The sequence below is a fragment of the Streptomyces sp. MGP-P1 genome (assembly GCF_057766565.1).
Genome location: NZ_JBYMEM010000007.1, coordinates 1,878,432 through 1,904,346 on the forward strand (window position 1 = coordinate 1,878,432; position 25,915 = coordinate 1,904,346).

The 25,915-nt window shown below is 72.6% G+C and carries 21 protein-coding genes and 4 pseudogenes; 16 read left to right on the forward strand and 9 right to left on the reverse strand.

From position 1 onward, the window contains the following. Positions 1–61: 61 nt before the first annotated feature. A complete protein-coding gene (locus tag AC3CH1_RS29920; RefSeq protein WP_488465742.1) occupies positions 62–1,027 on the reverse strand; it encodes a GntR family transcriptional regulator in 966 nt (321 codons plus the stop codon). 41 nt (positions 1,028–1,068) lie between these two features. Further along, complete coding sequence (hmgA, locus tag AC3CH1_RS29925; protein WP_488465743.1) at positions 1,069–2,388, reverse strand: homogentisate 1,2-dioxygenase; 1,320 nt, start codon at positions 2,386–2,388, stop codon at positions 1,069–1,071. A gap of 224 nt (positions 2,389–2,612) precedes the next feature. Between hmgA and AC3CH1_RS29930 the strand changes: the two genes are divergently transcribed. From AC3CH1_RS29930 to AC3CH1_RS29945, 4 genes and pseudogenes are all read left to right on the forward strand, one after another. Then, positions 2,613–3,233, forward strand: coding sequence for a TetR/AcrR family transcriptional regulator (locus AC3CH1_RS29930; protein ID WP_488466773.1), 621 nt, complete (start codon positions 2,613–2,615; stop codon positions 3,231–3,233). 449 nt (positions 3,234–3,682) lie between these two features. Continuing rightward, the gene (locus tag AC3CH1_RS29935) at positions 3,683–5,122 is read left to right on the forward strand and encodes a CitMHS family transporter (RefSeq protein WP_488465744.1); all 1,440 of its coding nucleotides are present in this window, start codon (positions 3,683–3,685) and stop codon (positions 5,120–5,122) included. After that, positions 5,122–6,527 (forward strand): annotated as a pseudogene (locus tag AC3CH1_RS29940) (MFS transporter). Before AC3CH1_RS29935 ends, AC3CH1_RS29940 begins: the two are co-directional and overlap by 1 nt. A 305-nt stretch (positions 6,528–6,832) precedes the next feature. After that, positions 6,833–8,203 carry an ABC transporter ATP-binding protein gene (locus AC3CH1_RS29945; RefSeq protein ID WP_488465745.1) on the forward strand — a complete coding sequence of 457 codons (1,371 nt, stop codon included), beginning with the start codon at positions 6,833–6,835 and terminating at the stop codon, positions 8,201–8,203. A 13-nt stretch (positions 8,204–8,216) separates the two neighbouring features. Here the strand turns inward: AC3CH1_RS29945 and AC3CH1_RS29950 are convergent, their stop codons facing one another. Then, positions 8,217–8,717 carry a DinB family protein gene (locus AC3CH1_RS29950; RefSeq protein WP_488465746.1) on the reverse strand — a complete coding sequence of 167 codons (501 nt, stop codon included), beginning with the start codon at positions 8,715–8,717 and terminating at the stop codon, positions 8,217–8,219. A gap of 292 nt (positions 8,718–9,009) precedes the next feature. On the opposite strand from AC3CH1_RS29950, the gene AC3CH1_RS29955 reads away from it, so the two are divergent. Both AC3CH1_RS29955 and AC3CH1_RS29960 read left to right on the forward strand, forming a co-directional pair. Further along, entirely contained in the window at positions 9,010–10,404 is a 1,395-nt protein-coding gene (locus tag AC3CH1_RS29955) for an aldehyde dehydrogenase family protein (RefSeq protein WP_488465747.1), read from the forward strand. A gap of 34 nt (positions 10,405–10,438) precedes the next feature. Then, positions 10,439–11,521 (forward strand): Zn-dependent alcohol dehydrogenase, encoded by a 1,083-nt coding sequence (locus AC3CH1_RS29960; protein WP_488465748.1) that lies wholly within the window; start codon positions 10,439–10,441, stop codon positions 11,519–11,521. Positions 11,522–11,705: 184 nt separating this feature from the next. Here AC3CH1_RS29960 and AC3CH1_RS29965 read toward each other — a convergent pair whose 3' ends face one another. Both AC3CH1_RS29965 and AC3CH1_RS29970 read right to left on the reverse strand, forming a co-directional pair. Then, a complete protein-coding gene (locus AC3CH1_RS29965) occupies positions 11,706–12,686 on the reverse strand; it encodes a DMT family transporter (protein ID WP_488465749.1) in 981 nt (326 codons plus the stop codon). 186 nt (positions 12,687–12,872) lie between these two features. After that, on the reverse strand, positions 12,873–13,550 hold the full coding sequence (locus tag AC3CH1_RS29970) for a TetR/AcrR family transcriptional regulator (RefSeq protein ID WP_488465750.1): 678 nt from the start codon (positions 13,548–13,550) through the stop codon (positions 12,873–12,875). Positions 13,551–13,641: 91 nt separating this feature from the next. Between AC3CH1_RS29970 and AC3CH1_RS29975 the strand changes: the two genes are divergently transcribed. From AC3CH1_RS29975 to AC3CH1_RS29985, 3 genes are all read left to right on the forward strand, one after another. Then, positions 13,642–14,793 (forward strand): acyl-CoA dehydrogenase family protein, encoded by a 1,152-nt coding sequence (locus tag AC3CH1_RS29975; RefSeq protein ID WP_488465751.1) that lies wholly within the window; start codon positions 13,642–13,644, stop codon positions 14,791–14,793. A gap of 87 nt (positions 14,794–14,880) precedes the next feature. Beyond that, positions 14,881–15,171 carry a YiaA/YiaB family inner membrane protein gene (locus tag AC3CH1_RS29980; protein ID WP_018959586.1) on the forward strand — a complete coding sequence of 97 codons (291 nt, stop codon included), beginning with the start codon at positions 14,881–14,883 and terminating at the stop codon, positions 15,169–15,171. 88 nt (positions 15,172–15,259) lie between these two features. Continuing rightward, entirely contained in the window at positions 15,260–15,892 is a 633-nt protein-coding gene (locus tag AC3CH1_RS29985) for a TetR/AcrR family transcriptional regulator (RefSeq protein ID WP_488466774.1), read from the forward strand. Between the two features lie 74 nt (positions 15,893–15,966). Here the strand turns inward: AC3CH1_RS29985 and AC3CH1_RS29990 are convergent, their stop codons facing one another. After that, positions 15,967–16,428 (reverse strand): MaoC family dehydratase, encoded by a 462-nt coding sequence (locus tag AC3CH1_RS29990; protein ID WP_488465752.1) that lies wholly within the window; start codon positions 16,426–16,428, stop codon positions 15,967–15,969. Positions 16,429–16,541: 113 nt separating this feature from the next. Between AC3CH1_RS29990 and soxR the strand changes: the two are divergent. After that, positions 16,542–17,006: pseudogene (gene soxR, locus AC3CH1_RS29995) on the forward strand (redox-sensitive transcriptional activator SoxR); the annotation flags it as partial. 34 nt (positions 17,007–17,040) lie between these two features. Here the strand turns inward: soxR and AC3CH1_RS30000 are convergent. Further along, positions 17,041–17,654: pseudogene (locus tag AC3CH1_RS30000) on the reverse strand (hypothetical protein). A 233-nt stretch (positions 17,655–17,887) separates the two neighbouring features. Here AC3CH1_RS30000 and AC3CH1_RS30005 point away from each other — a divergent pair. Next, positions 17,888–18,370 carry a GNAT family N-acetyltransferase gene (locus AC3CH1_RS30005; protein WP_488465753.1) on the forward strand — a complete coding sequence of 161 codons (483 nt, stop codon included), beginning with the start codon at positions 17,888–17,890 and terminating at the stop codon, positions 18,368–18,370. A 14-nt stretch (positions 18,371–18,384) separates the two neighbouring features. Here AC3CH1_RS30005 and AC3CH1_RS30010 read toward each other — a convergent pair whose 3' ends face one another. Next, positions 18,385–19,665: an exo-beta-N-acetylmuramidase NamZ family protein gene (locus AC3CH1_RS30010; protein WP_488465754.1), complete on the reverse strand. Its 1,281-nt coding sequence runs from the start codon at positions 19,663–19,665 to the stop codon at positions 18,385–18,387. A gap of 202 nt (positions 19,666–19,867) precedes the next feature. On the opposite strand from AC3CH1_RS30010, the gene AC3CH1_RS30015 reads away from it, so the two are divergent. The 5 genes and pseudogenes from AC3CH1_RS30015 to AC3CH1_RS30035 all read left to right on the forward strand — a co-directional run bounded on the left by AC3CH1_RS30015 (position 19,868) and on the right by AC3CH1_RS30035 (position 24,620). Next, the gene (locus AC3CH1_RS30015; RefSeq protein ID WP_488465755.1) at positions 19,868–20,638 is read left to right on the forward strand and encodes an SDR family oxidoreductase; all 771 of its coding nucleotides are present in this window, start codon (positions 19,868–19,870) and stop codon (positions 20,636–20,638) included. Between the two features lie 116 nt (positions 20,639–20,754). After that, on the forward strand, positions 20,755–22,176 hold the full coding sequence (locus AC3CH1_RS30020) for a class I adenylate-forming enzyme family protein (protein WP_488466775.1): 1,422 nt from the start codon (positions 20,755–20,757) through the stop codon (positions 22,174–22,176). Further along, a pseudogene (locus AC3CH1_RS30025) lies at positions 22,138–22,337 on the forward strand (AMP-binding enzyme); the annotation flags it as partial. The gene AC3CH1_RS30020 and the pseudogene AC3CH1_RS30025, both read left to right, overlap by 39 nt. A 49-nt stretch (positions 22,338–22,386) precedes the next feature. Further along, the gene (locus tag AC3CH1_RS30030; protein WP_215106797.1) at positions 22,387–22,980 is read left to right on the forward strand and encodes a TetR/AcrR family transcriptional regulator; all 594 of its coding nucleotides are present in this window, start codon (positions 22,387–22,389) and stop codon (positions 22,978–22,980) included. Between the two features lie 311 nt (positions 22,981–23,291). Then, positions 23,292–24,620, forward strand: a complete 1,329-nt coding sequence (locus AC3CH1_RS30035) for a M28 family metallopeptidase (RefSeq protein WP_488465756.1) — start codon at positions 23,292–23,294, stop codon at positions 24,618–24,620. Positions 24,621–24,699: 79 nt separating this feature from the next. On the opposite strand, the gene AC3CH1_RS30040 is transcribed toward AC3CH1_RS30035, so the two are convergent. Next, the gene (locus AC3CH1_RS30040) at positions 24,700–25,914 is read right to left on the reverse strand and encodes an acyl-CoA dehydrogenase family protein (RefSeq protein ID WP_488465757.1); all 1,215 of its coding nucleotides are present in this window, start codon (positions 25,912–25,914) and stop codon (positions 24,700–24,702) included. Position 25,915: the final 1 nt, after the last annotated feature.

Consider the following 25,915-nt stretch of genomic DNA (forward strand, 5'->3'; position numbering starts at 1 on the left):
TCCCCTGTCCGCCGTGACCCTTTCGCATCGTAACGGCGGGCGGCGCGCCCGTGGGGCGGGGTCAGTGGGCCTCCACCGTCACGGAGAAGGAGAACCGGTCGCCCCGGTAGCGGATCCGGGCCACGTCCACCACGCGCCCCTCCTCGTCGTACGTCACGCCCGTGTAGTGCAGGATCGGGCTGAGCAGCGGGACCTGGAGCAGCTCGGCGGTGAGGGGGTCGGCGAGCCGCGCCTCGACCGTGTCGGTGATCCGGGAGATCCTCACCCCGACGGTGTCGCGCAGGACCTTGGTCATCGGCCAGCGTTCGAGGTCGGCCACGTCGATCCGGGCGGCGATGTCGGGGCGGACCGCGTTCTCCGCCCAGTTGGTGGGCTCGTCGCTCTGCCCGTCGCGGCGCAGCCGCCGGTAGCAAGTCACCTCGGCGCAGTCCGGGAAGAACTCGGCGAGATCACCGGGCACCGCCGTCGGGCCGTGGCCGAGAACGGTCGTCGCCTCCCCGGACTGCTGGGCCACGATCGCGTCGACCGAGCCCAGCAGCCGGACCGGGGAGACCCGCCTGGCGCGCGGCTCGATGAACGTGCCGCGCCGCCGATGGCGGCTGATCAGTCCCTCCGCCTCCAGCTCCTTGAGCGCCTGGCGCATCGTGAGCACGCTGACCCCGTAGTGCGCGGCGAGCTGCTCCTCGGTGGGCAGCCGGGCGGAGGCGTCCTGGGGGCGGCCCAGTATGGAGGCCCGCAGGGACTGGGACACCTGGTACCAGAGAGGCAGCTTCCGGTTCAGGACGAGGGAGTCGGGGGCGAAGGCGGGCGAGGGCGGCGCGGGGACCGCCCGGGCGTCCCCGCCGGCCCCGGCGGTGGCGTCCCCGCCGGTCCCGGTCCCGGTGCCGGCCGTGGCGTCCCCGCCGGTCCCGGTCCCGGTCCCGGTGCCGGCCGTGGCGTTCCCGTCGGCCCCGGTGCCGGCCGTGCCCGCACCGTCGCCGACGGTCCTCCGGGTGTCCGCCCCGGCTCTCTCCTGGCTCTCCGTCATGTCGTCCCCGTCCCGTCCCGTCCCCTCCGGCCTTCCGCCGTCTACGGCCGGAAGTTGCGGCTCAGACCCTGCCATACGTCGTCGTAGCCGCGCTGGAGGTGTTCGGCGGCGGACGCCTGCGCGGTCGCCGTGACCGGCCAGCGGGTCTCGAACATGAAGGCCAGGCCGTCGTCGATCTTCTGCGGCTTCAGCTCGGCCGCGCTCGCCCGGTCGAAGGTCTCCCGGTCCGGTCCGTGCGCCGACATCATGTTGTGCAGGGAGCCGCCGCCCGGGACGAAGCCGTCCGCCTTGGCGTCGTAAGCACCGTCGATCAGGCCCATGTACTCGCTCATCACATTGCGGTGGAAGTACGGCGGGCGGAAGGTGTCCTCGCCGACCAGCCAGCGCGGGGCGAAGACCACGAAGTCCACCCCGGCCAGCCCCGGGGTGTCGGACGGCGAGGTCAGCACCGTGAAGATCGACGGGTCGGGGTGGTCGTAGCTGATCGTGCCGATCACGTTGAACCGGCGCAGGTCGTAGACGTACGGGGTGTGGTTGCCGTGCCAGGCCACCACGTCGAGCGGCGAGTGGTCGTACGTCGCCGACCAGAGGTTCCCGCAGAACTTGTTGACCACCTCCACCGGACCCTCGTGGTCCTCGTACGCGGCGACGGGCGCGAGGAAGTCCCGGGCGTTCGCCAGGCCGTTGGCACCGATCGGGCCGAGGTCGGGCAGCGCGAACGGGCGGCCGTAGTTCTCGCAGACGTATCCCCGCGCGGTCTCCCCCAGCAGCTCCACCCGGAAGCGGATCCCGCGCGGGATCAGCGCGACATGGCCCGGCTCGGCGCGCAGCAGGCCCAGTTCGGTGCGGAGCAGCAGTCCGCCGCGCTCGGGGACGATCAGCAACTCGCCGTCGGAGTCGCTGAACACGCGGTCCGTCATCGAGGAGTCCGCGTTGTACAGGTGGATCGCCATGCCCGCGCGCTGCGCGGCGTCGCCGTTGCCGCCGAGCGTCCACAGGCCGCTCAGGAAGTCCGTGCCGGGCGCGGGGTCGGGCAGCGGGTTCCAGCGCAGCCGGTTCGGATCCGGCACGGTCTCGGTGAAGGGCGCCGAGCGCAGGCCCCCGTTGTCGATGCGGGTGAACGCCGGGTGGGCGGCCGAGGGACGGATCCGGTAGAGCCAGGAGCGGCGGTTGTCCGCGCGCGGCTCGGTGAAGGCGGAGCCGCTCACCTGCTCCGCGTACAGCCCGAGCGGGGCGCGCTGGGGGGAGTTGCGGCCGTGCGGCAGCGCCCCGGGAACCGCCTCCGAGGCGTGCTCGTTGCCGAAGCCCGAGGAATACGTCAGTCCCTCGGCCGTCTTCCTCGCCTGGTCGATCGCGCTCATCCCGCACTCCCGGTGCCCAAGAAAGCCCTCGGATCCGCCGGACGACGAATCCTATGCACTACCGTAGGAATAGGAGCGGGGCACGTCAACGGCATACATCGCGCCATTCGTGGCCTGTGTCGCGCCCGTCGTGGGGGGTGCGGGGAGGGAGCCCCCGGGCGGGCGTCGTCGCCGTCCACCGGGTGGCGGGTGCGGTCCGCCAAGCCGAGCCGGGGCACGGCATCATGGGGCCCGTGCCCCAAGTCAACCCGAACCTCCGCCGCGCCCCCGTGCAGCAGCGCAGCGCCGACCGGCTGGCCCGGATACTCGACTCGTGCGCCGGCCTCCTCGACGAGACCGGCTACGAGCAGCTCACCACGCGGGCCGTCGCCGAGCGCGCCGACGTCCCCATCGGCTCCGTCTACCGGTTCTTCTCCAACAAGCGGGCGCTCGTCGACGCCCTCGCGCTCCGCAACCTGGACACCTACGCCGACCGCATCGCCGCCCGGCTCGCGGACCTCCCGGCCGGCGACTGGCGTGCCGCCATCGACGCGGTCCTCGACGAGTACCTGACGATGAAGCGGAGCGTCCCCGGCTTCGCGCTCGTCGACTTCGGGCCGCCGTTCCCCGCCGAGGGCGCGGCGGACGACGCCAACCGGCGGCTGGCGGACCGGCTCGCCGCGCTGCTCGCCGGCCACCTCGGCCGACGGCCCGACGAGGCCCTGTCCCGGGCGATCCTGGTGAGCGTCGAGGCCGCCGACGCGCTCCTCCAACTGGCCTTCCGCACGGAACCGTCGGGGGACGCGGCCATCGTCGCAGAGACGCGGACCCTGCTCAGGTCCTACCTCGCCCAGACGCTCGACTGAGCCAGGGTCCTGGGCGGGGGGAGCGTTCGACGGCTCCGCGTGTGTCCGGCCGCGGGTGCGCCCGCCTCCCCGTGCGCCTTGCGAGGGCCCCTGGGCGGGAGCGTTCAGCCGCTCCGCGTGCCGACCGCGTGCCTGAGCGCCTTGCGCGTCGCCCCTGGGCACCTTGCGCGTCGCCCCTCGCCGGGGCCTTCGGCTCCGCGTCTCCGGCCGCCCGTGCGTCCTGCGCGCCGCTCCTGGCGGGTCCGCCCGCCTTCTCGCTGCTCGGCGCCGCCGTACTGAACGCCATTCCGGTCCCCGTGAGACCCGCTCTCCAACATCACCGTGTTGACCTGGGGTTTTGCTCGTATTGCTCACGCGTCAACATCTTGTTAACGCCGCGAGAACGCCCCTAACGTCATCCGGACCGCCGACACCGGTGGGAGTTCAAGGATGAACGTTAGGTATCCCCCATGCTGACAATCCTCGGCTTCGCCATGATCGCGACCTTCCTGGTCCTGATCATGACGAAGAAGATGTCGCCGATCGCGGCGCTGGTACTGATCCCCGCACTGTTCTGTGTCGCCGTCGGACAGGGAGCGCAGCTCGGCGACTACGTCATCGAAGGCGTCGGCAACCTCGCGCCCACCGCGGCCATGCTGATGTTCGCCATCGTCTACTTCGGCGTGATGATCGACGTCGGCCTGTTCGACCCGATCGTCCGGGGCATCCTGAAGTTCTGCCAGGCCGACCCGATGCGCATCGTCGTCGGTACGGCGGTGCTCGCCGCGATCGTCTCGCTGGACGGCGACGGCTCCACCACCTTCATGATCACCGTCTCGGCGATGTATCCCCTCTACAAACGCCTGAAGATGAGCCTGGTCGTCATGACCGGCGTCGCGGCCACCGCCAACGGCGTCATGAACACCCTCCCCTGGGGCGGCCCCACCGCTCGTGCCGCCACCGCCCTCAAGCTGGACGCCTCCGAGATCTTCGTGCCGATGATCCCGGCGCTGGCCATGGGTCTGCTCGCCGTGTTCGTGCTGGCGTACGTGCTCGGCCTCCGGGAGCGCAAGCGCCTGGGGATGCTCACGCTCGACGAGGCGCTCGCCCGGGAGCCGGAGCCGGAGACCGTGTCCACCGGTGCGGGCGGCGCCGGCGGTGAGGACCGCCTCCGCAAGTCCGCCTCCGCGGGCGGTACGGGGACGGGGACGGGCGCCGGCACCGGCGGAGACTCCGCGGCCGACCCCGCGGACGAGGACGACGACGCATTCCAGGGCCTCGACCCGAACCGGTCCACGCTCCGCCCGAAGCTCTACTGGTTCAACGCCGGGCTCACCGTCGCCCTGCTGACGGCGATGATCATGGAACTGATGCCGATCCCGGTGCTCTTCCTGCTCGGCGCGGCCCTCGCGCTCACCGTCAACTTCCCCCACATGCCCGACCAGCGGGCCCGGATCGCCGCGCACGCCGACAACGTCCTCAACGTCTCCGGCATGGTCTTCGCCGCCGCCGTATTCACCGGAGTCCTCACCGGCACCGGCATGGTCGAGAACATGGCGGACTGGGTCGTCGGCGCGGTCCCCGACGCGATGGGCCCGCACATGGCCATCGTCACGGGCCTGCTCAGCCTGCCGCTCACCTACTTCATGTCCAACGACGGCTTCTACTTCGGCGTCCTCCCCGTCCTCGCCGAGGCCGGCGCGGCCCACGGGGTCTCGCCGCTGGAGATCGCGCGCGCCTCCCTGGCCGGCCAGGCCCTGCACATGTCCTCGCCGCTCGTGCCCGCCGTGTACGTCCTCGTCGGCATGGCGAAGGTCGAGTTCGGCGACCACACCCGCTTCACCGTCAAGTGGGCCGTCCTCACCTCCCTCGTGGTGCTCGCGTCGGGCGTCCTCTTCGGCATCATGTAATGCCACGCACACCGCGAACCGGGCCCGGCAGGGGCTGGCTGTTGCGCCTCGTCATCGCCTTCGCCTTCGCGCAGGGGGCGGTGTCGATGGCGCGGCCCGCCGTCTCCTACCGGGCCCTCGCGCTGGGCGCCGATGAGGCGGCCGTCGGCGTCATCGCCGGGGTCTACGCCCTGCTCCCGCTGTTCGCCGCCGTGCCGCTCGGCCGCCGCACCGACCACGGACGCTGCGCGCCCCTGCTGCCGCTCGGCGTGCTCCTGATCTCCGGCGGCTGCGCGGCCGGCGGCATCGTCTCCTCGCTGCCCGCGGTGGCCGCCTGGAGCGGGGTGATGGGCCTCGGCCACCTGTGCTTCGTGATCGGCGCGCAGTCCATCGTGGCCCGGCAGTCCGCGCCCGACGAACAGGACCGCGACTTCGGGCACTTCACCATCGGGGCCTCGCTCGGCCAGCTCATCGGCCCGGTCGCCGCGGGCGCGCTCATCTCCGGGCAGGGCGGGTCCCTGGGCCGTACGAGCGCGCTCGCCCTCCTCGTATCGGCCGCGGTCGCCGCGGTCGCCCTCATCTCGCTCCGGCGCATCGAGCATCGCCGGGAGGCCGGCCCCGGGGTCGGCCCGACGGCAAGGTCCCGGTCCGCGCGATCCTGGGCGCGCGCGGCGTCCCCGCGGGCATCTTCATCAGCATGGCGGTGCTGTCCGCCACCGACATCCTCACCGCCTACCTGCCGGTCGTCGGTGAACACCGCTCCATCGCCCCGGCCACCGTCGGGCTGCTGCTGAGCCTGCGGGCCGCCGCCACGATCGCCTGCCGGCTGGTCATGTCCCCGCTGCTGCGGCTGCTGGGCCGCAGGGCCCTGCTGACCACCAGCTGCCTGCTCGCGGGGCTCCTCTGCGCGGGCGTCGCCCTCCCCGTGTCCGTCGCGGTCCTCGCCGTCATGCTCGCCGTCCTCGGCTTCTGCCTCGGCGTCGGCCAGCCGCTGTCCATGACCACCGTGGTCCGGGCCGCCCCCGACCGGGCCCGGTCCACCGCGCTCGCCCTCCGGCTGACCGGCAACCGGCTCGGCCAGGTCGCCGCCCCCGCCGCGGCGGGGCTGATCGCGGGAGCGGTGGGAGTGGCCGCCCCGTTCGTGCTGCTCGGCGTGGGCCTGATCGGCGCGGCGGGACTCGGCCTGCGCGGCGACGGACGACCGGAGCCGTCGCAGGCACCCCTGGACACGGGGTCGGTACGGGCGCCCCTCGCCACGGAGCCGGTTCCGGCCCCCCTGGACATGGAGCCGGCACAGGCATCCCCGGACACGGAGTCCGCCCACGCTCCGCCGGCCCAGGTGCCCCCGGCCGTACCGCAGGACACCCCGGCCGGCGGCGGGCCCGTACCGCCGATCGCACGGAACGGGGCCGAGAACCCTGGCTGACCGGGCCGCAGCGGGCGCGTACCGCCGATCGCAAGGAACGGGGCCGAGAACCCTGGCTGACCGGGCCGCAGCGGGCGCGTACCGCCGATCGCACGGAACCGGACCGAGAACCCCGGCTGACCGGCCGGCAGCGAGCCCGTACCGCCGACCGCACGGAACGGGGCCGAGAACCCCGGCTGGACCGGTCCCACCGGACCCGTCTGCCCCAACCTTCGCGCGAGTCATTCCCACACCCCGCCCGGTGGGCTAGCTTCCACACAGCCGCTCCCCACCGCGATGCCACCACTTCCTCCGGGCGGACCCTCATGACGCGCGCGATCTCCCTGCACCAAGTCAGCAAGAACTACGGCCGGGACCGGCGGGCCGTCGACCGGTTCACGCTCTCCATCGACCCCGGCGAGTTCGTCGTGCTGCTCGGGCCCTCCGGCTGCGGCAAGTCCACCGTGCTGCGCATGATCGCGGGCCTGGAGGAGATCACCGAGGGCGAGCTGCTCCTCGACGGGGAGTACGCCAACCACACCCCGCCGCGGACACGCGGCATGGCGATGGTGTTCCAGAACTTCGCCCTCTACCCGAGCATGACCAACCGGGCCAACATCGGCTTTCCGCTGAAACTGGAAAGCCCCCGCGAGGACAACACCGCGCGCGTCGAGGCCACCGCCCGGATGCTCGGGATCGGGCACGTCCTCGACCGCTACCCCGCGCAGCTCTCCGGCGGCGAGCGCCAGCGGGTCGCGATGGGCCGGGCCATCTCCCGCCGGCCCTCCGTGTTCCTGATGGACGAGCCGCTCTCCAACCTCGACGCGAAGCTGCGCAGCCATCTGCGTGCCGAGATCGCCCTGCTCACCAGGGAACTCGGCGTCACCACGGTCTATGTCACGCATGATCAGGCCGAGGCGATGTCCCTGGGCGACCGGGTGGCCGTGATGCGCGGCGGAGTCCTCCAGCAGGTCAGTCCGCCCCGCGAGGTCTACGCCCTGCCGGACAACGTGTTCGTGGCCGCCTTCATCGGCACCCCGCGCATCAACCTCCTCCAGGCCGTCGTGCACGCCCCGCTGGAGGGCCGGATGTCGATCGACCTCGGGAGGCAGCGGCTCGCCCTGCCCGAACCCCTCAGCCCCGACCACCAGTTGCTCCGGATCCAGCAGGGCCGGCGGATCATCGTGGGGCTGCGCTCGGAGGCGGTCCGGGTCGCCCCGCCCAGTCAGGCCCGGCCCGGCGAGGTCGCCCTCAGCGGCATCGTCGAGCATGTCGAGTACCAGGGGCACGAGGCGCTGGTCCACCTCAGGACCGGTTCGCGGCCCGCCGTGGTCCCGGACCTCGAATCCGCCCGGCCCCGGGCGATGCCCCGCCGCCGCAGGGCCGCGGCCGGCGGGGGAGGCGGGGTCGGCGTCCTGGAACGGCTCAGGGGGCGGACGGGCGGCCGTATCAGCGGTCCTGTCGTGACCCTCGACGATCCCGCCCCGGACCCCACGGAGCCCCGGGGCCCCGACCACCCCTCCGCCCCCTCCGGCGACCTGGTCGTGCGCACCGGCCCCGACATGCGACTGCGGACCGGGGGACAGGTGCCGCTGCTGGTGGACCTGGCCCACCTGTACGTCTTCGACCACTACGGCCGCCGCATCTGCCCCCTGCCCCGGGACGCCCCCGGCTTCGACGACCTCCCCCAGGGCTGAGGGGCCCGACGGCTCAGCGCCCCGTGGAGCCGTCGGCCAGCTCACGGAGGATGTCCGCGTGACCGGCATGGCGACCGGTCTCCTCGATCATGTGCGTGAGGGCCCAACGGACGCTGGGGGCGGGGTCGTCCGGGCGTGGGCGGGGCACCGGCGCGCCGAGGTCGGTGCACGTGTCGAGTGCGCAGTTCGCCTCCGCGACCGCTTCCCGGTAGCGGGCGACGACCTCGGCCACGCCGTCCGCGGGGGCGGCGTGGAAGGTCGCCGCCCAGTCGGCGACCCGCTTCCCGAGGAACAGGGACCGCTCGACGGACGTCAGGTGGTTGAGCAGGCCGAGCAGATTCGTGCCCGAGGGCACCGTGGCGGCGCGGGCCTCCGGTTCCGGGGCTCCCTCGACCTTCGCGGCGATCGAGTCGCGTAGGTAGTCGAGGAAGCCGCGCAGCACCTCGGCCTCGCTGCCCCCGGTCCGGGGCGGCGGGGTGTCCCGGCGGCGTGGCGGGCGGGGTTCGGCGGTCATGGGTGTCTCCTGAGGATCCGGGTTCGCGTGCTCGCTCCAGTCTTGGCCGGCCCACTGCCGCCCGGGCAAGGGATCATGCCGTTACGGCAAGGCGGTGCGAGGCAGGGACGCTCGTGCCGGGGCGTGCGTGCCGGGGCGGTGCGTGCCCGGGTGACCGGCGTCTCCCAAGGCTCCCTGGCGCCGGAAAACTAACGGCGCTAGTTTGGGCGGGTGCGACGTGCCGCCCCGCGCCGCAGGGCTTCGGCGCTCCGCACAGCTCGGCTCCGCACAGCACGTCCGGGAGGAAACAGCCATGAAGGCGCATGACCAGATGTACATCGACGGTGCGTGGCGGCCCGCCGCCGGCCAGGACACGATCGCGGTCGTGAACCCGGCCGACGAGCAGGTCATCGCCCATGTGCCGGCGGGGACGGCCGAGGACGTCGACGCGGCGGTACGGGCGGCGCGCGCGGCTTTCCCCGCCTGGGCCGCGACCCCGCCCGCCGAGCGCGCCGCCCGGCTCACCGCGCTGGCCGACGCGCTGGCCGCCCGCAAGGACGCGATGGCCGAGACCATCACGGCCGAGCTGGGCTCGCCGCTGCCGCTCTCCCAGAAAGTTCACGCCAGCGTGCCCGTGCTGGTGGCGGCCTCGTACGCCGAGCTGGCCGCCCACCACGCCTTCGAGGAGCGGATCGGCAACTCCACCGTGCTGCTGGAGCCGGTCGGCGTGGTCGGCGCGATCACCCCCTGGAACTACCCGCTCCACCAGATCGTCGCCAAGGTCGCCCCCGCCCTCGCCGCGGGCTGCACCGTCGTCCTCAAGCCCGCCGAGGACACCCCGCTCACCGCGCAGCTCTTCGCGGAGGCCACCGAGGCGGCCGGTCTGCCGCCGGGCGTCTTCAACCTCGTCACCGGCCTAGGACCGGTCGCCGGCCAGGCGCTCGCCGCCCACGAGGACGTCGACCTGGTCTCGTTCACCGGCTCCACCGCGGTGGGCCGGCAGATCGGCGCCACCGCCGGAGCCGCGATCAAGCGCGTCGCCCTCGAACTGGGCGGCAAGTCCGCCAACGTGATCCTGCCCGGCGCGGACCTGGCCAGGGCGGTCAACGTCGGCATCGCCAACGTGATGACCAACTCCGGCCAGACGTGCAGCGCCTGGACCCGGATGCTGGTGGACGCCGAGCGGTACGAGGAGGCCGTGGAGCTCGCGGCGAACGCCGTCACCAAGTACGTGGTCGGCGAGCGGGTCGGCCCGCTCGTGAACGCCAAGCAGCGAGACCGGGTGCGCGGTTACATCGCCAAGGGCGTCGAGGAGGGCGCCCGGCTGGTCGCGGGCGGCCCGGACGCGCCCCTGGAGACCGGCTACTACGTCAGCCCGACCGTTTTCGCCGACGTCACCCCGGACATGACGATCGCCCGCGAGGAGATCTTCGGCCCGGTGATCTCGATCCTGCGGTACGAGGACGTGGACGACGCCCTCCGTATCGCCAACGACACCGTGTACGGGCTCGCCGGCGCCGTCTGGGCCGCCGACGACGAGGAGGCGGTGGCCTTCGCCCGCCGGATGGACACCGGACAGGTCGACATCAACGGCGGGCGGTTCAACCCGCTGGCCCCGTTCGGCGGTTACAAGCAGTCGGGGGTGGGACGCGAGCTGGGGCCGCACGGCCTGGCGGAGTACCTCCAGACCAAGTCGCTCCAGCTCTGAACCCCGTAACCCTTTCCGCACAAGGAGCCTGCTCGTGGTCCGCGCCGCCGTACTGCCCGCCGTCGGAGCTCCGCTGGAGATCACCGACATCGTCCTGCCGGAGCCCGGCCCCGGCCAGGTGCGCGTCTCCCTCGCCGCCGCCGGCGTCTGCCACTCCGACCTGTCCCTGTCCAACGGCACCATGCGCGTCCCGGTGCCCGCCGTCCTAGGCCACGAGGGCGCCGGTACGGTCCTGGCGGTCGGCGAGGGCGTCACGCATGTGGCCCCCGGCGACGGCGTGGTCCTCAACTGGGCCCCTTCCTGCGGGGCCTGCTTCCACTGCGGGATCGGCGAGGTCTGGCTCTGCGCCGACGCCCTGAAGGGGACCGCCAACCTCCACGCCCGTACGGCCGACGGCACCGACCTGCACCCCGGCCTCAACGTCGCGGCCTTCGCGGAGGAGACCGTCGTCGCCGCGAACTGCGTGCTCCCCGCCCCCGACGGCATCCCGCTCACCGACGCCGCCCTCCTCGGCTGCGCGGTCCTGACCGGCTACGGGGCGATCCACCACAGCGCCCGGGTCCGCGAGGGCGAGAGCGTCGTCGTCTTCGGGATCGGCGGCGTCGGCCTCGCCGTGCTCCAGGCCGCGCGGATCGCCGGCGCCTCCCGGATCATCGCGGTCGACGTCTCCCCGGCCAAGGAGGAGCTGGCCCGGCAGGCGGGAGCCACCGACTACGTCATCGCCTCGGCCACCACCCCGCGCGAGATCCGCAAGCTCACCGGCGGCCGGGGCACGGACGTCGCGGTCGAGTGCGTCGGCCGGCCCGCGACCATCCGGGCCGCCTGGGAATCCACCCGGCGCGGCGGGCGCACCACGGTGGTCGGCATCGGCGGCAAGGACCAGGAAGTCACCTTCAACGCCCTGGAGATCTTCCACTGGGGCAGGTCCCTGACGGGCTGCGTCTATGGCAACAGCGACCCGGCCCGCGACCTGCCCGTCCTCGCCGGCCACATCCGCGCGGGCCGCTTCGACCTGTCGATGATGGTCACCGAGCACATCGCCCTGGACGGCATCCCCGCCGCCTTCGACAACATGATCGCGGGCAGGGGCGGCCGCGCGCTGGTGGTCTTCCCTTGACCGGCCGGGCGTCCGTGACCAGCTAGAAGTCCGTGCCCAGCCGGAAGTCCGTGGTCCGTCAGAAGCTGGTGGCGCGCCGGAAGTCGGTGGCGCGCCGGAAGTCGGTGGCCCGGGACGCCGACGTCACCGGGCCACCGACAGCCGGGCGTCCATCGCGCCCTCCTCGACCAGCCGGGAAGCCCCGCTACGTCCGTTCCGCCCGGCGCTCCTCCTCGTGACGGTCTTCCTCCACCGGCCGGGCCGGATCTCCGCCCGGGGCCCCGGTCCGCTGACGGCTCCGGGAGACCGCCACCCCGACCAGGCAGAGCAGCCCGCCGAGTACCCCGAGCAGCGTCGGCACCTCGTCCAGCAGCAGCCACGCCATGAGCACCACCAGCGCCGGGACGGCGTACGTGGTGGCGCCCATCCGGCCCGCGGTGGTCCGGGCCAGGGCGTAGCCCCAGGTGGTGAAGGCCAGCGCGGTCGGGAAGACGCCCAGATAGATCATGTTCAGCGTGGCGGACATGGGGGCGTCGGCCGCCTCGGAGACCAGCACCCCGGTGAACGGCAGGCAGGCGACGGCGCCGATCACGCAGCCGAAGGTGTTGATCTGCAGCGAGGAGCCGTGCGCGAGCGCCGGCTTCTGGCTGACCACGCCCAGCGCGTAGACCACCGCGGCCAGCAGGCAGAGCGCCACGCCCAGCACGGAGGAGCTGCCGTGCCCGGACATCGCGAGGCCGACGACGACCGCGCCCAAGAACGAGATGCCCATTCCCAGCAGCAGGCGGCGCGGCAGCCCCTCGCCGAGCATGCGGGCGCCCATCAGGGCCATCAGGATCGGCCCGATGTTCACCAGCATCGCCGCCGTCCCGGCGTCGACCTCCTGCTCGCCCCAGTTGAGCGCCACCATGTACAGCCCGAACCACAGCACGCCGGACGTGATGATTCCGCGCCAGGCACCGCGCCCGGGCAGCCCCTCCCGCCGTACGAGGAGGATCGCCCCGAGCACCAGCGCGCCCGTCACCAGCCGCCCGAGGGCGAGCGCGCCGGGGGAGTAGGACTCGCCCGCACTCCGGATGGACACGAAGGCGGAGGCCCACAGCACGACCGTGGTGCAGGCGGCGGCGGTGGCGCGCCGGCGGTGGGCCGGCGGGGAGACCGGAAGGGGTGTCGGGGTCGTCGTCATGGCCACGACCGTAGGCCCGGAACGCTCCTACCCCCACTCAATTGTCGAGGGCCGTCAATCGGCGGCCGGGCCGCCCCGCCCTGTGGTCGGCGACCCCTCGGCGACCGGGCAGCCAGGGCACCGTCCGTCCCGAGCGCCGGTTCCGTCCTCGAGCGCCGGACGGGCTGAAAGCGCTGGTCTCCGTCCTCAAGCATCGGACGGGCTGGACAGCCGCTCGTCCGTGGGCCGCGCGTACTGCTCGTACTGCATCGTCAGCCCGTCCAGCAGGGCCCGCAGCCCGGTCTCGAAGGCCCCTTCGTCGACCTGGCGACGGTGGTCGGCGAGCAGGTGGGCCTGGCCGAGGTGCGGGTAGTCGGCGGGGTCGTAGGCGGACTCGTCGTCGACGAAGCCCCCGGCGAAGGAGCCCAGCGCCGAGCCGGTGATGAAGTAGCGCATGAGCGCCCCGATCCGGGTCGCCTGCGCGGGCGGCCACCCCGCCCCCACCATCGCCCCGAACACCGCGTCGGCGACCCGCAGCCCCGCCGGGCGCCGCCCGGGGCCCCGGGCGAGGACCGGGACGATGTGCGGGTGCGCGGCGAGGGCGGCCCGGTAGGAGAGCGCCCAGTCGTGCAGGGCCTCGCGCCAGTCGCGCGGGTCCGACTCCTCGAACATCGACAGGTCGACCTGTACGGAGACCGCGTCGGCGACGGCGTCGAGGATCTCCTCCTTGTTGCGGAAGTGGTTGTAGAGCGAAGGGCCGCTGACCCCCAGGACGGCCGCCAGTCGACGCGTGGAGACGGCGTCCAGCCCTTCGGAGTCCACGAGCGCGCTCGCCGCCCCGACGATGCGGTCTCTGCTCAGGAGGGGCTTGCGCGGTCGGGCCATGCGGCTCATAGTAGGGCCTGCGAACCAGAAACTAGCAGTGCTAATTAATGTGCGCCCGGGCGGCGCCGGTGAGAGGCAGTGGGTGGGCACGATGGACCTGACGCTCAGCGAGGAGCAGGAAGCCGTCCGGAAGCTGGCCGAGGACTTCGTCGCCCGCGAGGTCGCCCCCCATGTCGTCGCGTGGGACCGTGCCGAGAATGTCGACAGATCGATCGTGAAGAAGCTCGGGGACCTCGGCTTCCTCGGTCTGACCGTCCCCGAGGAGTACGGCGGCTCCGGCGGCGACCACCTGTCCTACTGCCTGGTCACCGAGGAGCTGGGGCGCGGCGACTCCTCGGTGCGCGGCATCGTCTCCGTATCGCTCGGGCTGGTCGCCAAGACCGTCGCGACCTGGGGCGACGAGGAGCAGAAGCGTGCCTGGCTGCCCCGGCTCACCTCCGGCGAGGCGATCGGCTGCTTCGGCCTCACCGAGCCCGGCACCGGTTCGGACGCCGGGAACCTCGCCACCCGGGCCGTGCGCGACGGCGGTGACTACGTCGTCAACGGCACCAAGATGTTCATCACCAACGGCACCTGGGCCGATGTCGTACTGCTCTTCGCGCGGACGAACGACGCCCCCGGCCACCGGGGCGTCTCCGCCTTCCTCGTCCCCGCCGACACCCCCGGCCTCACCCGCCGCACCGTCCACGGCAAGCTCGGCCTGCGCGGCCAGGCCACCGCCGAACTGGTCCTCCAGGACGTCCGGATACCGGCCGGTTCTCTCCTCGGGCCCGAGGGCAAGGGCTTCTCCATCGCCATGTCCGCCCTGGCCAAGGGGCGGATGTCCGTCGCGGCGGGCTGCGTGGGCATCGCGCAGGCCGCCCTGGACGCGGCCGTGCGCTACGCCGGCGAGCGCGAACAGTTCGGCAAGGTCATCGCCCGCCACCAGCTCGTCCAGGAGCTGCTCAGCGACATCGCCGTCGACGTGGACGCGGCCCGGCTGCTGACCTGGCGCGTCGCCGACCTGATCGACCGGGGCCAGGAGTTCGCCACCGCCGCGTCCAAGGCCAAGCTGTACGCGTCCGAGGCCGCCGTCCGCTGCGCCAACAACGCCCTCCAGGTCTTCGGGGGCTACGGCTACATCGACGAGTACCCGGTCGGCAAACTGCTGCGGGACGCCCGCGTGATGACGCTCTACGAGGGCACCAGCCAGATCCAGAAGCTGATCATCGGGCGCGCGCTGACCGGCGTCTCCGCCTTCTGACCGGCTCGCGGGTTCGTACGGGTGTCTGAGTACGGGCTGAGTACGGGCGCGGATGTGGCGTGCGCCACGTCGGCGGATGCTGAACCCATGAGTGACACGACATCGGTCAAGCAGCAGAGCACCGCCGCCTTCTACATGCAGGCGGTCGCCTCCTTCATGGTGGCGATCGGCGCGGTCGCCTTCGGCATCTTCTTCCTCGACGCCGACGCCTGGGTGCGCGGCTTCCTCGCCATCGGCGTGCTCTACCTCGTCACGTCCTGCTTCACGCTCGCCAAGGTGATCAGGGACCGCCAGGAGGCCGGACAGATCGTCAGCCGGGTGGACCAGGCCCGGCTGGAGAAGATCCTCGCCGAGCACGACCCCTTCCAGAAGCTCTGACCGGCAGGATCGGGCGGGGCAATTGCTAAGCGCTTGCTCAGGTTCGGGGTATGGTGTGCGTCCTGTTGACGGAGAGGGGCCCTGGGCGATGTGTGCGGCGGAGGAGACGAGCGGCGAGGACGCGCCGTGGGGCGAGGTCACTCCCGAGGCGGCCAGGCGGCTCCTCGTCGCCGCCGTGGACGCCTTCGCCGAGCGCGGATATCACGCGACCACCACCCGTGACATCGCCGGCCGGGCCGGGATGAGCCCGGCCGCGCTCTACATCCACTACAAGACCAAGGAAGAGCTGCTCCACCGGATCAGCAAGCTCGGCCACGAGCGGGCGCTGTACGTGCTCGCGGCCGAGGCCGACCGGGACGGCACGGCCGCCGAGCGCCTCGCCGGGGCCGTCCGCTCCTTCGTCCGCTGGCACGCGGAGCGGCACACCACCGCCCGGGTCGTGCAGTACGAGCTCGACGCGCTCGGCGAGGAGCACCGCACCGAGATCGTCGCGCTGCGGCGCCGGAGCGACGCGGTGGTGCGCCGGATCATCGGCGACGGGGTGCGGGACGGCGAGTTCGACGTCCCCGACGTCCCCGGCACCGCCCTCGCGGTGCTCTCCCTCTGCATCGACGTGGCCCGCTGGTTCAACGCCCGGGGAACCCGCACCCCCGACGAGGTCGGCGAACTGTACGCCGGCCTCGTCCTGCGGATGGTCGGAGCCGGGCAGGCCCAGAAGTAGCCTGCGGCTCCGGAAGCAGGCGGGGCTCCGGAGGCAGCCGACGGCTCCGGAGGCAGCCGACGGTTCCTCAAGTGTCAGAAGTAGTAGCGGGACACCGACTCGGCGACGCAGGCCGGCTTCTCGCTGCCCTCGCGCTCGACCGTGACGACCGCCGTGACCTGTACACCGCCGCCGGCCTCCTCGACGCCGCGCAGCACCGCCGTCGCCCGCAGCCGCGAGCCGACCGGGACGGTCGAGGGGAAACGGACCTTGTTGGTCCCGTAGTTGATGCCCATCTTCATGCCCTCGACCCGCATCACCTGCGGCACCAGCGCGGGCAGCAGGGAGAGCGTCAGATAGCCGTGCGCGATGGTCGTGCCGAACGGCCCGTCCTTCGCCCGCTCCGGGTCCACGTGGATCCACTGGTGGTCGCCGGTCGCGTCGGCGAACCGGTCGACCCTCTCCTGGTCGATCTCCAGCCAGTCGCTGTGTCCCAGCTGCTCGCCCACTCCGTCCCGCAGCTCCTGCGCGGACGTGAAGATCCTCGGCTCTGCCATGTTCCCGGTTCCTGCCTTCCGGCTCGGCGCACCATCAGGCGCGATGTCTAAGCGCTTGCTCAGCATCGTTGTGCGGCGCGTTCCTGTCAACGACATGGCAGTAGATTCGAGGGGTGCCCCAGATTCCGCAGACACACCACGAACTCTCGGTCGGCCAGCTCTCGGCGCGCAGCGGCGTGGCCGTCTCGGCCCTGCACTTCTACGAGACCAAGGGCCTGATCACCAGCAGCCGCACCAGCGGCAACCAGCGCCGCTACCCGCGGGACGCGCTGCGCCGGGTCGCCTTCGTCCGGGCGGCCCAGCGCGTCGGTATTCCCCTGGTCACGATCCGGGAGGCGCTCGCCGAACTGCCCGAGGAGCGCACGCCGAACCACGAGGACTGGGCCCGCCTCTCCGAGGTCTGGCGCAAGGAACTGGACGAGCGCATCGGGCAGTTGCACCGCCTGCGCGACCATCTGGCCGACTGCATCGGATGCGGCTGTCTCTCCCTGGAGACCTGTGTGCTGTCCAACCCCGACGACATCGTCGGTGAGCGGATCACCGGTTCCCGTCTGATGCCCGAGGGCCGGAAGCCCCCGGCGCACGTAGTTCCCCGGGCCCGGGCGCGAGGCCTCACGCCGCCGTCGTGGCCGGCCTCCGGTGCCGTGGCAGCCGTGCCCTGGCCAGTGTGCGGTCGGTCAGGGCGGGCTGCGGGACCGCGATCCCGCAGCCCGTGCACACCGGGCCCGCCCAGGGCGCCTCGCCCCGCTCCTGCCGCCACTCGATGCCGGTGTCCGCGCAGACCGGGCAGGCGGAGCCGGGGCCGGCGCCAGAGCCGCGATCAGGCGGCGCAGGACCTCCGCGAGCGGCTCGGTGGGATGGATGTCCGGGTCGGAGCAGCGGGCCACCCCGTGACCGCCCCAGGTGCGGCGGTGCCAGTCGTCGAACGCACCGGGCCGCCGCAGTCCCGCGTGCTTCTCGCGCCGCCGCCGCTCGGCGAACCCCGCCTCGTACGCGAGCCAGACGGCCCGCGCCTCCTCCAGCTCGTCCAGCGCGCCCACCAGGCGCACCGGATCGGGGGCCCGGTCCTCGGGACCGATCCCGTGCCGGGCGCACAGATGATCCCAGGTCGCCCGATGCCCGTAGGGGGCGAACCTCTCCAAACACTTGCGCAGCGAATACCGCCGCAGGGCCAGATCCCCCATCGGATCGCGGACCTGTCTCGCAAGACTCCGGAAACCGGCCATGACACCGCCACCTCCGTCGCTCTTCCTTGGACGTCAAGGAGTGGACGTACGCCTGCCCGTTTCGGCTCCATCGAAAGATGAAATCCGTCCATTGGCCGAGACTCCCCATGTGGGAAGGGGTGCCACGGGCGGGAGCGAAGCGGCGCGCGGGCGGGTGGTGCGAGGGCGCACTCCTCGCGCGGGTGGCGAAATCCGATGGCGCCGTCACGGGCCCGTGCGGTTGGGTTCCCCCCATGACAACAGCTCGTCCGCGCCTGGAGAAGGTGACCCCCGACAACGTGCTCGCCGCCTGTCGGCTGGAAGTCGCACCCGAACAGCGCGGGTTCGTCGCCCCGGTGGCGCGGTCCCTGGCCGAGGCCTATGTCCACCCCGACCTGGCCTGGCCCCGGCTGATCTGCGACGGTGAGCGCCTCGTCGGCTTCGTGATGGCGTACTTCGACCTGCCGTTCGACTTCGACGCCGGAACGCCGGACGCCCCGCCCCGCTCCGGGCTCTGGCGGCTCGCCGTCGCCGCCGGCGAGCAGGGCCGGGGCTACGGGCGGTTCGCCGTGGGGGCGGTGAACGAGGAGATCCGCCGACGGGGCGGAACGGTCTCGACCGTGACCTGGAAGCCCGGCGAGGGCGGCCCCGAGGAGTTCTACCTCCGCCTCGGCTACCGCAGGCGGGGCCTCACGGACGACGGCGAATACCTCGGCGACCTGGACCTCACCGCCTGACCGGACGCGGGGGCCTAGCCTCCGTACCGCAGATACCTCCGCCGCTTCGCCCGGAACGCCGACAGGTCCCGCCGCCACGCCCGTACCACCGTGTCGGTGTCCGCGCCCGCGTCGATCATCGTGCGGACACGGGTGTTCCCGGTGAGCTTGTCGATCCAGTTGTCCGGCCGCCAGGCGAAGCCGCTCCACGTCTGCTTCGCCGTCACCAGCAGGGCGATCCCGGTGCGGACCGGGTCGAAGACCTCCCGGTCCTGGACGTGCACCTGCACCCCGCCCACCGTCTTCCCCGCGAACTTGGAGAAGGTCGGCGCGAAGTACGCCTCGCGGAAGGCCACCCCCGGCAGCTCCAGGGCGTTCGCGGCGGCCGCCCAGCGGTGGTCGACGCCCTCCGCGCCCAGGAGTTCGAAGGGCCGCGTGGTGCCGCGGCCCTCGGAGAGGTTCGTGCCCTCGAAGAGGCAGGTGCCGGAGTAGACGAGCGCCGTCTCGGGCGTCGGCATGTTCGGGCTCGGCGGCACCCACGGCAGCCCGGTGTCGTCGAAGAAGTCCGAGCGCCGCCACCCCGACATCGTCACCACCTCCAGCCGCACCGGATTCTCGTGCAGGAACTCCGCGTTGAAGAACAGGGCCAGCTCCGCCACCGTCATCCCGTGCGCCTGGGCGATCTCCCGGCGTCCGACGAACGTGCCGAACGCCGGGTCCAGCACCGGGCCCAGTGCCGCCCGACCGGTCACCGGGTTCGGCCGGTCCAGCACCACGAGGCGCTTGCCCGCCAGCGCCGCCGCCTCCATGCAGTCGTACAGCGTCCAGATGTACGTGTAGAAGCGCGCACCCGCGTCCTGGATGTCGAAGAGGACCGTGTCCACGCCCGAGGCGGTGAAGACGTCCGCGAGCGGCTGCCCGCTCTTGAGGTACGTGTCGTAGACCGGCAGCCCGGTCGCCGGGTCGTCGTAACGGCCCTCGGAGCCGCCCGCCTGCGCGGTGCCCCGGAACCCGTGCTCGGGGCCGAAGACGGCGGTCAGGTCCACCCGTGCGTCCGGGTGCATCACGTCGACGATGTGCCGGACGTCGGCCGTGACGCCGGTCGGGTTGGTGACGATCCCGACCTTCTGGCCCCGCAGCGGCCGGTAGCCGTCGGCCGCCAGCCGGTCGAAACCGGTGAGCACCCGGCCGCGCCCGGGCCCGGAGCCGCGTCCGGCGGCGGCCGTCGCCGCGGCGGGACCGGTGCCGGCCACTGTCGCCGCGAGCGCGCCCACGGCGCCTCCCGCGGCCAGCACCCCACGTCGGGACAGGCTCATTCCGCTACCTCCATGATCGCGCCGACTGTCATGGCCACGCACGCTAGCGCGGGCGGGAGCCGCACGGAACGACCTGGACCGCGCCGGATTCCCCGAGCCGGTCGCGGGGATCCGCACGGGCCCCGGCCGGTCCGTCCCCGCCCCTTCCCGGATCACATACCGACCGGTTAGTCTGCCGGTGCAGCCGGATGGGAAGGGCGGGATGACGATGGGTACGGTGCAGGGCGCCGGCGTAGTGGTCACAGGGGCCGGAGGCGGCATCGGCGCCGCTCTGGCCCGCAGGTTCGCCGCCGGGGGCGCGCGGGTCGTCGTCAACGACCTCGACCCCGCCCGGATCGAACCGCTCGCGAAGGAGATCGGCGGCTTCGCCGTCGCCGGGGACGCCTCGGGCATCGTGGACGCCGCCCGGGAGGCGCTGGACGGCACGGTGGACGTCTACTGCGCCAACGCCGGCCTCGCCTCGCCCGGCGACGCGTTCGCCGACGAGGAGGTCTGGGCCGACGCCTGGGACGTCAACGTGATGGCCCACGTCCGCGCGGCCAGGGCCCTCCTGCCGGACTGGCTGGAGCGAGGCAGGGGCCGTTTCGTCACCACCGCCTCCGCCGCCGGGCTGCTGACGATGATCGGCGCGGCCCCGTACAGCGTCACCAAGCACGGCGCGGTCGCCTTCGCCGAGTGGCTCTCGCTCACCTACCGCCATCGCGGGGTCAAGGTCCACGCGATCTGCCCGCAGGGCGTGCGCACCGACATGCTCACCGCCGCCGGTTCGGCCGGCGAACTGGTCCTCGCTCCTGGCGCCATCGAGCCGGACGCGGTCGCCGACGCGCTGTTCGAGGCGATGGACGCCGACCGCTTCCTGGTCCTGCCGCACCCCGAGGTGGCCGGCTACTACCAGGCCCGCGCCGCCGATCCCGACCGGTGGATGGGCCAGATGAACCGCCTCCAGCGGAAGTGGGAGGCGAGCGGCGCGTGAACGACCCGATCCCCGACCCCGCCACCCCGGCCCCCGGCGGCTCGATCTACGCGGCCCAGCCGTGGCTCGCCCTGCTCAGCGACGCCCAGCGCGCCCCCGTCACCCCGCCCGCGACCGTGCTGCACGCCTTCCGCGCCGCGGTCGGCCGCACACCCGAGCACCCGGCCCTGGCCTACTTCGACGGACGCCTGAGCTACCGCGAGACCGAGGAGCTGTCCGACTCGGTGGCCGGACACCTCGCCGCCCGAGGGCTGCGCAGCGGCGACCGGGTCGCGATCATGCTTCAGAACAGCCCGCACTTCGTCCTCGCGCTGCTCGGCGCCTGGAAGGCGGGCGCGACCGTCGTCCCCCTCAACCCGATGTACAAGTCCGGCGAGGTCGGCCACGTCCTCGCGGACGCCGGGGTCACCGCGCTGATCTGCTCGGACCGGGCGTGGGAGGCGTATCTGCGGGACATCGCGGCGGCGGCCCCGGACCTCACGGTCGCGCTCACCGCCTGCGAGCTGGACCTCCAGAGCGTGAACGACCCCCGCGTCCTCGGCTTCGAACGGCTCCCGGCCCCCGGCCCCGACGACCTCGCGGACGATCTGCTCACCGCGGCCCGCGCCGGGAACCCGGCCCCGGCCGGCCGGGAGCTCACCGCCGCCGACACGGCGCTGATCAGCTACACCTCCGGGACGAGCGGCACCCCCAAGGGCGCGAAGAACTCCCACGGCAACATCATGGTCAACGCCGAACGCCAGCGCACCGGCCATCCGATCGCGGAGGGCTCCGTCTATTTCGCGCTCGCCCCGCTCTTCCACATCACCGGCATGGTCTGCCAGCTCGCCGCCTGCGTCGCCAACGCGGGCACCCTGGTCCTCGCCCACCGCTTCGAGGCGGGCGTCGTCCTGGAGGCCTTCGCCACCCACCGCCCCGCCTACACCGTCGGCCCCTCCACCGCCTTCATGGCGCTGGCCGCGCACCCGGACGCCACCCCGGACCACTTCGCCTCGTTCCGGGTGATCTCCTCCGGCGGCGCGCCCCTGCCGCCCGCGCTCGTGGAGAAGTTCCGCGCGGGCTTCGGCCCGTACATCCGCAACGGCTACGGACTCACCGAGTGCACCGCCCCCTGCGCCTCGGTCCCGCCCGAGCGCGAGGCCCCGGTGGACCCGGTCTCGGGCACCCTCTCCGTCGGCGTTCCGGGCCCCGACACCTTCGTACGGATCCTCGACGAGACGGGCGGGGAGGTCCCCTTCGGGGAGCAGGGCGAGATCGCGGTGCGCGGTCCCCAGGTCGTCTCCGGCTACTGGAACCTCCCCGAGGCCACGGCCGCCGCCTTCCCGGACGGCGAGCTGCGCACCGGCGACATCGGCTTCATGGACGCGGCGGGCTGGCTGTACGTCGTCGACCGCAAGAAGGACATGATCAACGCCTCCGGGTTCAAGGTGTGGCCGCGTGAGGTGGAGGACGTCCTCCACACCCACCCGGCGGTGCGTGAGGCGGCCGTCGTGGGCGTGCCCGACGCGTACCGGGGGAGACGGTCCGGGCGTACGTGAGCCTGCGCCCGGGGACCTCGGTGGAGCCCGGCGAGCTGAGCGCTCACTGCGAGGAACGACTCGCCGCGTACAAGTATCCGCGCGAGGTGGAGATCCTGGCCGAGCTGCCGAAGACGGCGAGTGGGAAGATCCTCAGGCGGGAACTGCGTTCCCCCCGTTAGAACGGCGTCGAAACAGCGCACGCACGGTACGAAAGGAAGGTGGCGGCTCATGGCCAAGGCGACGGACCAGAACGGCACTCCCGTCCCCCAGAGGCTGCTGGCCGCCGCCACCCGGCTCTTCGCCGAGCGCGGGTACGACCGCACCTCGGTCCAGGAGATCGTCGAGGCGGCGGGCGTCACCAAGGGGGCGCTCTACCACTACTTCGGCTCCAAGGAGGACCTGCTCCAGGAGGTCTACGCCCGGGTGCTCCGGCTCCAGCAGGAGCGGCTGGACGCCTTCGCGGACGCCGAGGCCCCCATCGAGCAGCGGCTGCGCGACGCGGCGGCCGACGTGGTCGTCACGACCATCGACAACCTGGACGACGCCGCGATCTTCTTCCGCTCCATGCACCACCTGAGCCCCGAGAAGAACAAGCAGGTGCGCGTCGAGCGCCGCCGCTACCACGAACGCTTCCGGGCCCTGATCGAGGAGGGCCAGCGCGGCGGCGTGTTCTCCTCGGCCACCCCCGCCGACCTGGTCGTCGACTACCACTTCGGCTCGGTCCACCACCTCTCCACCTGGTACCGCCCGGACGGCCCGCTCAGCCGCCAGGAGGTCGCCGACCACCTCGCGGACCTGCTGCTGCGGGCCCTGCGCCCCTAGGCCCTGTCCGGCCGACGGATCGTGCCATCCACTGGCCCGCTCCGCCGGTCGGGGCGAGGCTGGAGAGATGACGTATGTCCTGCCTCCCGATGAGGTGCCGGAGTCCGCGGGCGAACGCTGTCCGTTAATAGAACGGTCATGTCCGGTTTCCGCTCTTGACGGAGCACTGTCATTTCCTTGAGCATCGGTCACGCATCGCGCACCTCTGGGCCGCTAGTCGGGGCCCACGCTCCAGGACCCGGCCGGATCACCGCGCGGCCGGGGACCCCCCGCACGTTCCGTCAGTCCCCAACGGAATCCGGAGCCCGTGAATGAGACCGAACCGTTTCACCCTGCGCAGATCCCCGACGGCCGCCCTGGCCGTCGCCCTCGCCGCCGTCCTCGCCGCCGGAGCACCGGCCGCCCAGGCCGCAGCCGCGCCGGTGCCGGCGAGCGCCGCCGCACCCGACATCCCCCTGGCGGGCGTCAAGGCCCACCTCACGCAGCTCTCGACGATCGCCGCGAACAACGGCGGCAACCGCGCCCACGGCCGCCCCGGCTACAAGGCGTCCGTCGACTACGTGAAGGCCAAGCTCGACGCCGCCGGATACACCACCACACTCCAGCAGTTCACCTCGGGCGGAGCCACCGGCTACAACCTGATAGCCGACTGGCCCGGCGGCGACCCGAACAAGGTCCTGATGGCCGGGGCCCACCTCGACTCGGTCTCCTCCGGCGCCGGGATCAACGACAACGGCTCCGGCTCGGCCGGCGTCCTGGAGACCGCCCTCGCCGTCTCCCGCGCCCAGTACCAGCCCGACAAGCACCTGCGGTTCGCCTGGTGGGGCGCCGAGGAGCTGGGCCTGATCGGCTCGAAGTACTACGTCAACAACCTGCCGTCCGCCGAGCGTTCAAAGCTCTCCGGCTATCTCAACTTCGACATGATCGGCTCGCCCAACGCCGGCTACTTCGTCTACGACGACGACCCGGTCATCGAGAAGACCTTCAAGGACTACTTCGCGGGCCTGAACGTCCCCACCGAGATCGAGACCGAGGGCGACGGCCGCTCCGACCACGCCCCGTTCAAGAACGTCGGCGTTCCCGTAGGCGGACTCTTCACCGGCGCCGGCTACACCAAGTCCGCCGCCCAGGCGCAGAAGTGGGGCGGGACCGCGGGGCAGGCCTTCGACCGCTGCTACCACTCGTCCTGCGACACCACGAGCAACATCAACGACACCGCCCTGGACCGCAACAGCGACGCCGCCGCCCATGCCATCTGGACCCTGTCCTCCCCCGCCGGCGAACCGCCCGCCGGGGACGTGTTCAGCAACACCGCCGATGTCGCCATCCCGGACGGGGGAGCGGCCGTGACCTCGCCGGTCGCGGTCACCGGACGGACGGGCAACGCCCCAGCCGCCCTCCAGGTCGGCGTCGACATCAAGCACACCTGGCGCGGCGATCTGGTCGTCGACCTGGTGGCCCCGGACGGCACCGCGTACCGGCTGAAGAACTCCAGCAGCGGCGACTCGGCCGACAACGTCATCACGACGTACACGGTCAACGCCGCCGCCGAGGTGGCCAACGGCTCCTGGAAGCTCCGGGTCCAGGACGTCGCCCGTCAGGACACCGGCTACATCGACAGCTGGAAACTCACCTTCTGAGCCTGCCGTATACGTACGGGCGCGGCCCCCTCCCGAAGAGCACCTCGGGAGGGGGCCGCACCGGCCGCACCGCCGCCCGTCACACGTACCGCTTGATCTCCCGCCGGGCCAGCGACCGCTGGTGCACCTCGTCCGGCCCGTCCGCCAGCCGCAGCGTCCGCGCCGAGGCCCACAGCTCCGCCAGCGGGAAGTCCTGGCTCACCCCGCCCGCGCCGTACAGCTGCACCGCGGAGTCGAGGATGTCCACCACCGCGCGCGGGGTGGCGATCTTGATGGCCTGGATCTCGGTGTGCGCGCCCTTGTTGCCCACGGTGTCCATCAGCCAGGCCGTCTTCAGCACCAGCAGCCGCAACTGCTCCACCGTGACCCGGGCGTCCGCGATCCAGTTCTGCACGACGCCCTGCTGCGCGAGCGGCTTGCCGAACGCCGTACGCGCCACCGCCCGCCGGCACATCAGCTCGATGGCCCGCTCCGCCATCCCGATGAGCCGCATGCAGTGGTGGATCCGCCCCGGGCCCAGCCGCGCCTGCGCGATGGCGAAGCCGCCACCCTCCTCACCGATCAGGTTCGCCGCGGGCACCCTTACATCGTGGAAGACCACCTCGGCGTGACCGCCGTGCGCGTGGTCCTCGTACCCGTACACCCGCATGGCGCGCCGCACTTCGAGCCCGGGGGTGTCGCGCGCCACCAGGATCATCGACTGCTGGCGACGGATGTCCGCGCCGTCCGGGTCGGTCTTGCCCATCACGATGAAGACCGCGCAGTCCGGGTTCATCGCCCCGGAGATGTACCACTTGCGCCCGTTGACGACGTAGTCCCCGCCGTTCCGGGTGATCCGCGTCTCGATGTTCGTCGCGTCCGACGACGCCACGTCCGGCTCCGTCATCGCGAACGCGGAGCGGATCTCCCCGGCGAGCAGCGGCTCCAGCCACCGCTTCTTCTGCTCGTCGGCGGCGAACTGGAAGAGCACCTCCATGTTCCCGGTGTCCGGGGCCGCGCAGTTCAGCGCGGTCGGCGCGAGGTGCGGGGAGCGTCCGGTGATCTCCGCGAGCGGGGCGTACTGGAGGTTCGTCAGCCCGGCCCCGTAGTCCGCGTCGGGCAGGAAGAGGTTCCACAGCCCCTGCCGCCGCGCCTCGGCCTTCAGCTCGCCCACGACCGCCGGGGTGTCCCACGGGGAGGCGAGGAGTGCCCGCTGCTCCTCGGCGACCTGCTCGGCCGGATACACGTGCTCGTCCATGAACGCGAGCAGCCGGCTCCGCAGCTCCTCGGTACGGGCGTCGAATGCGAAGTCCATG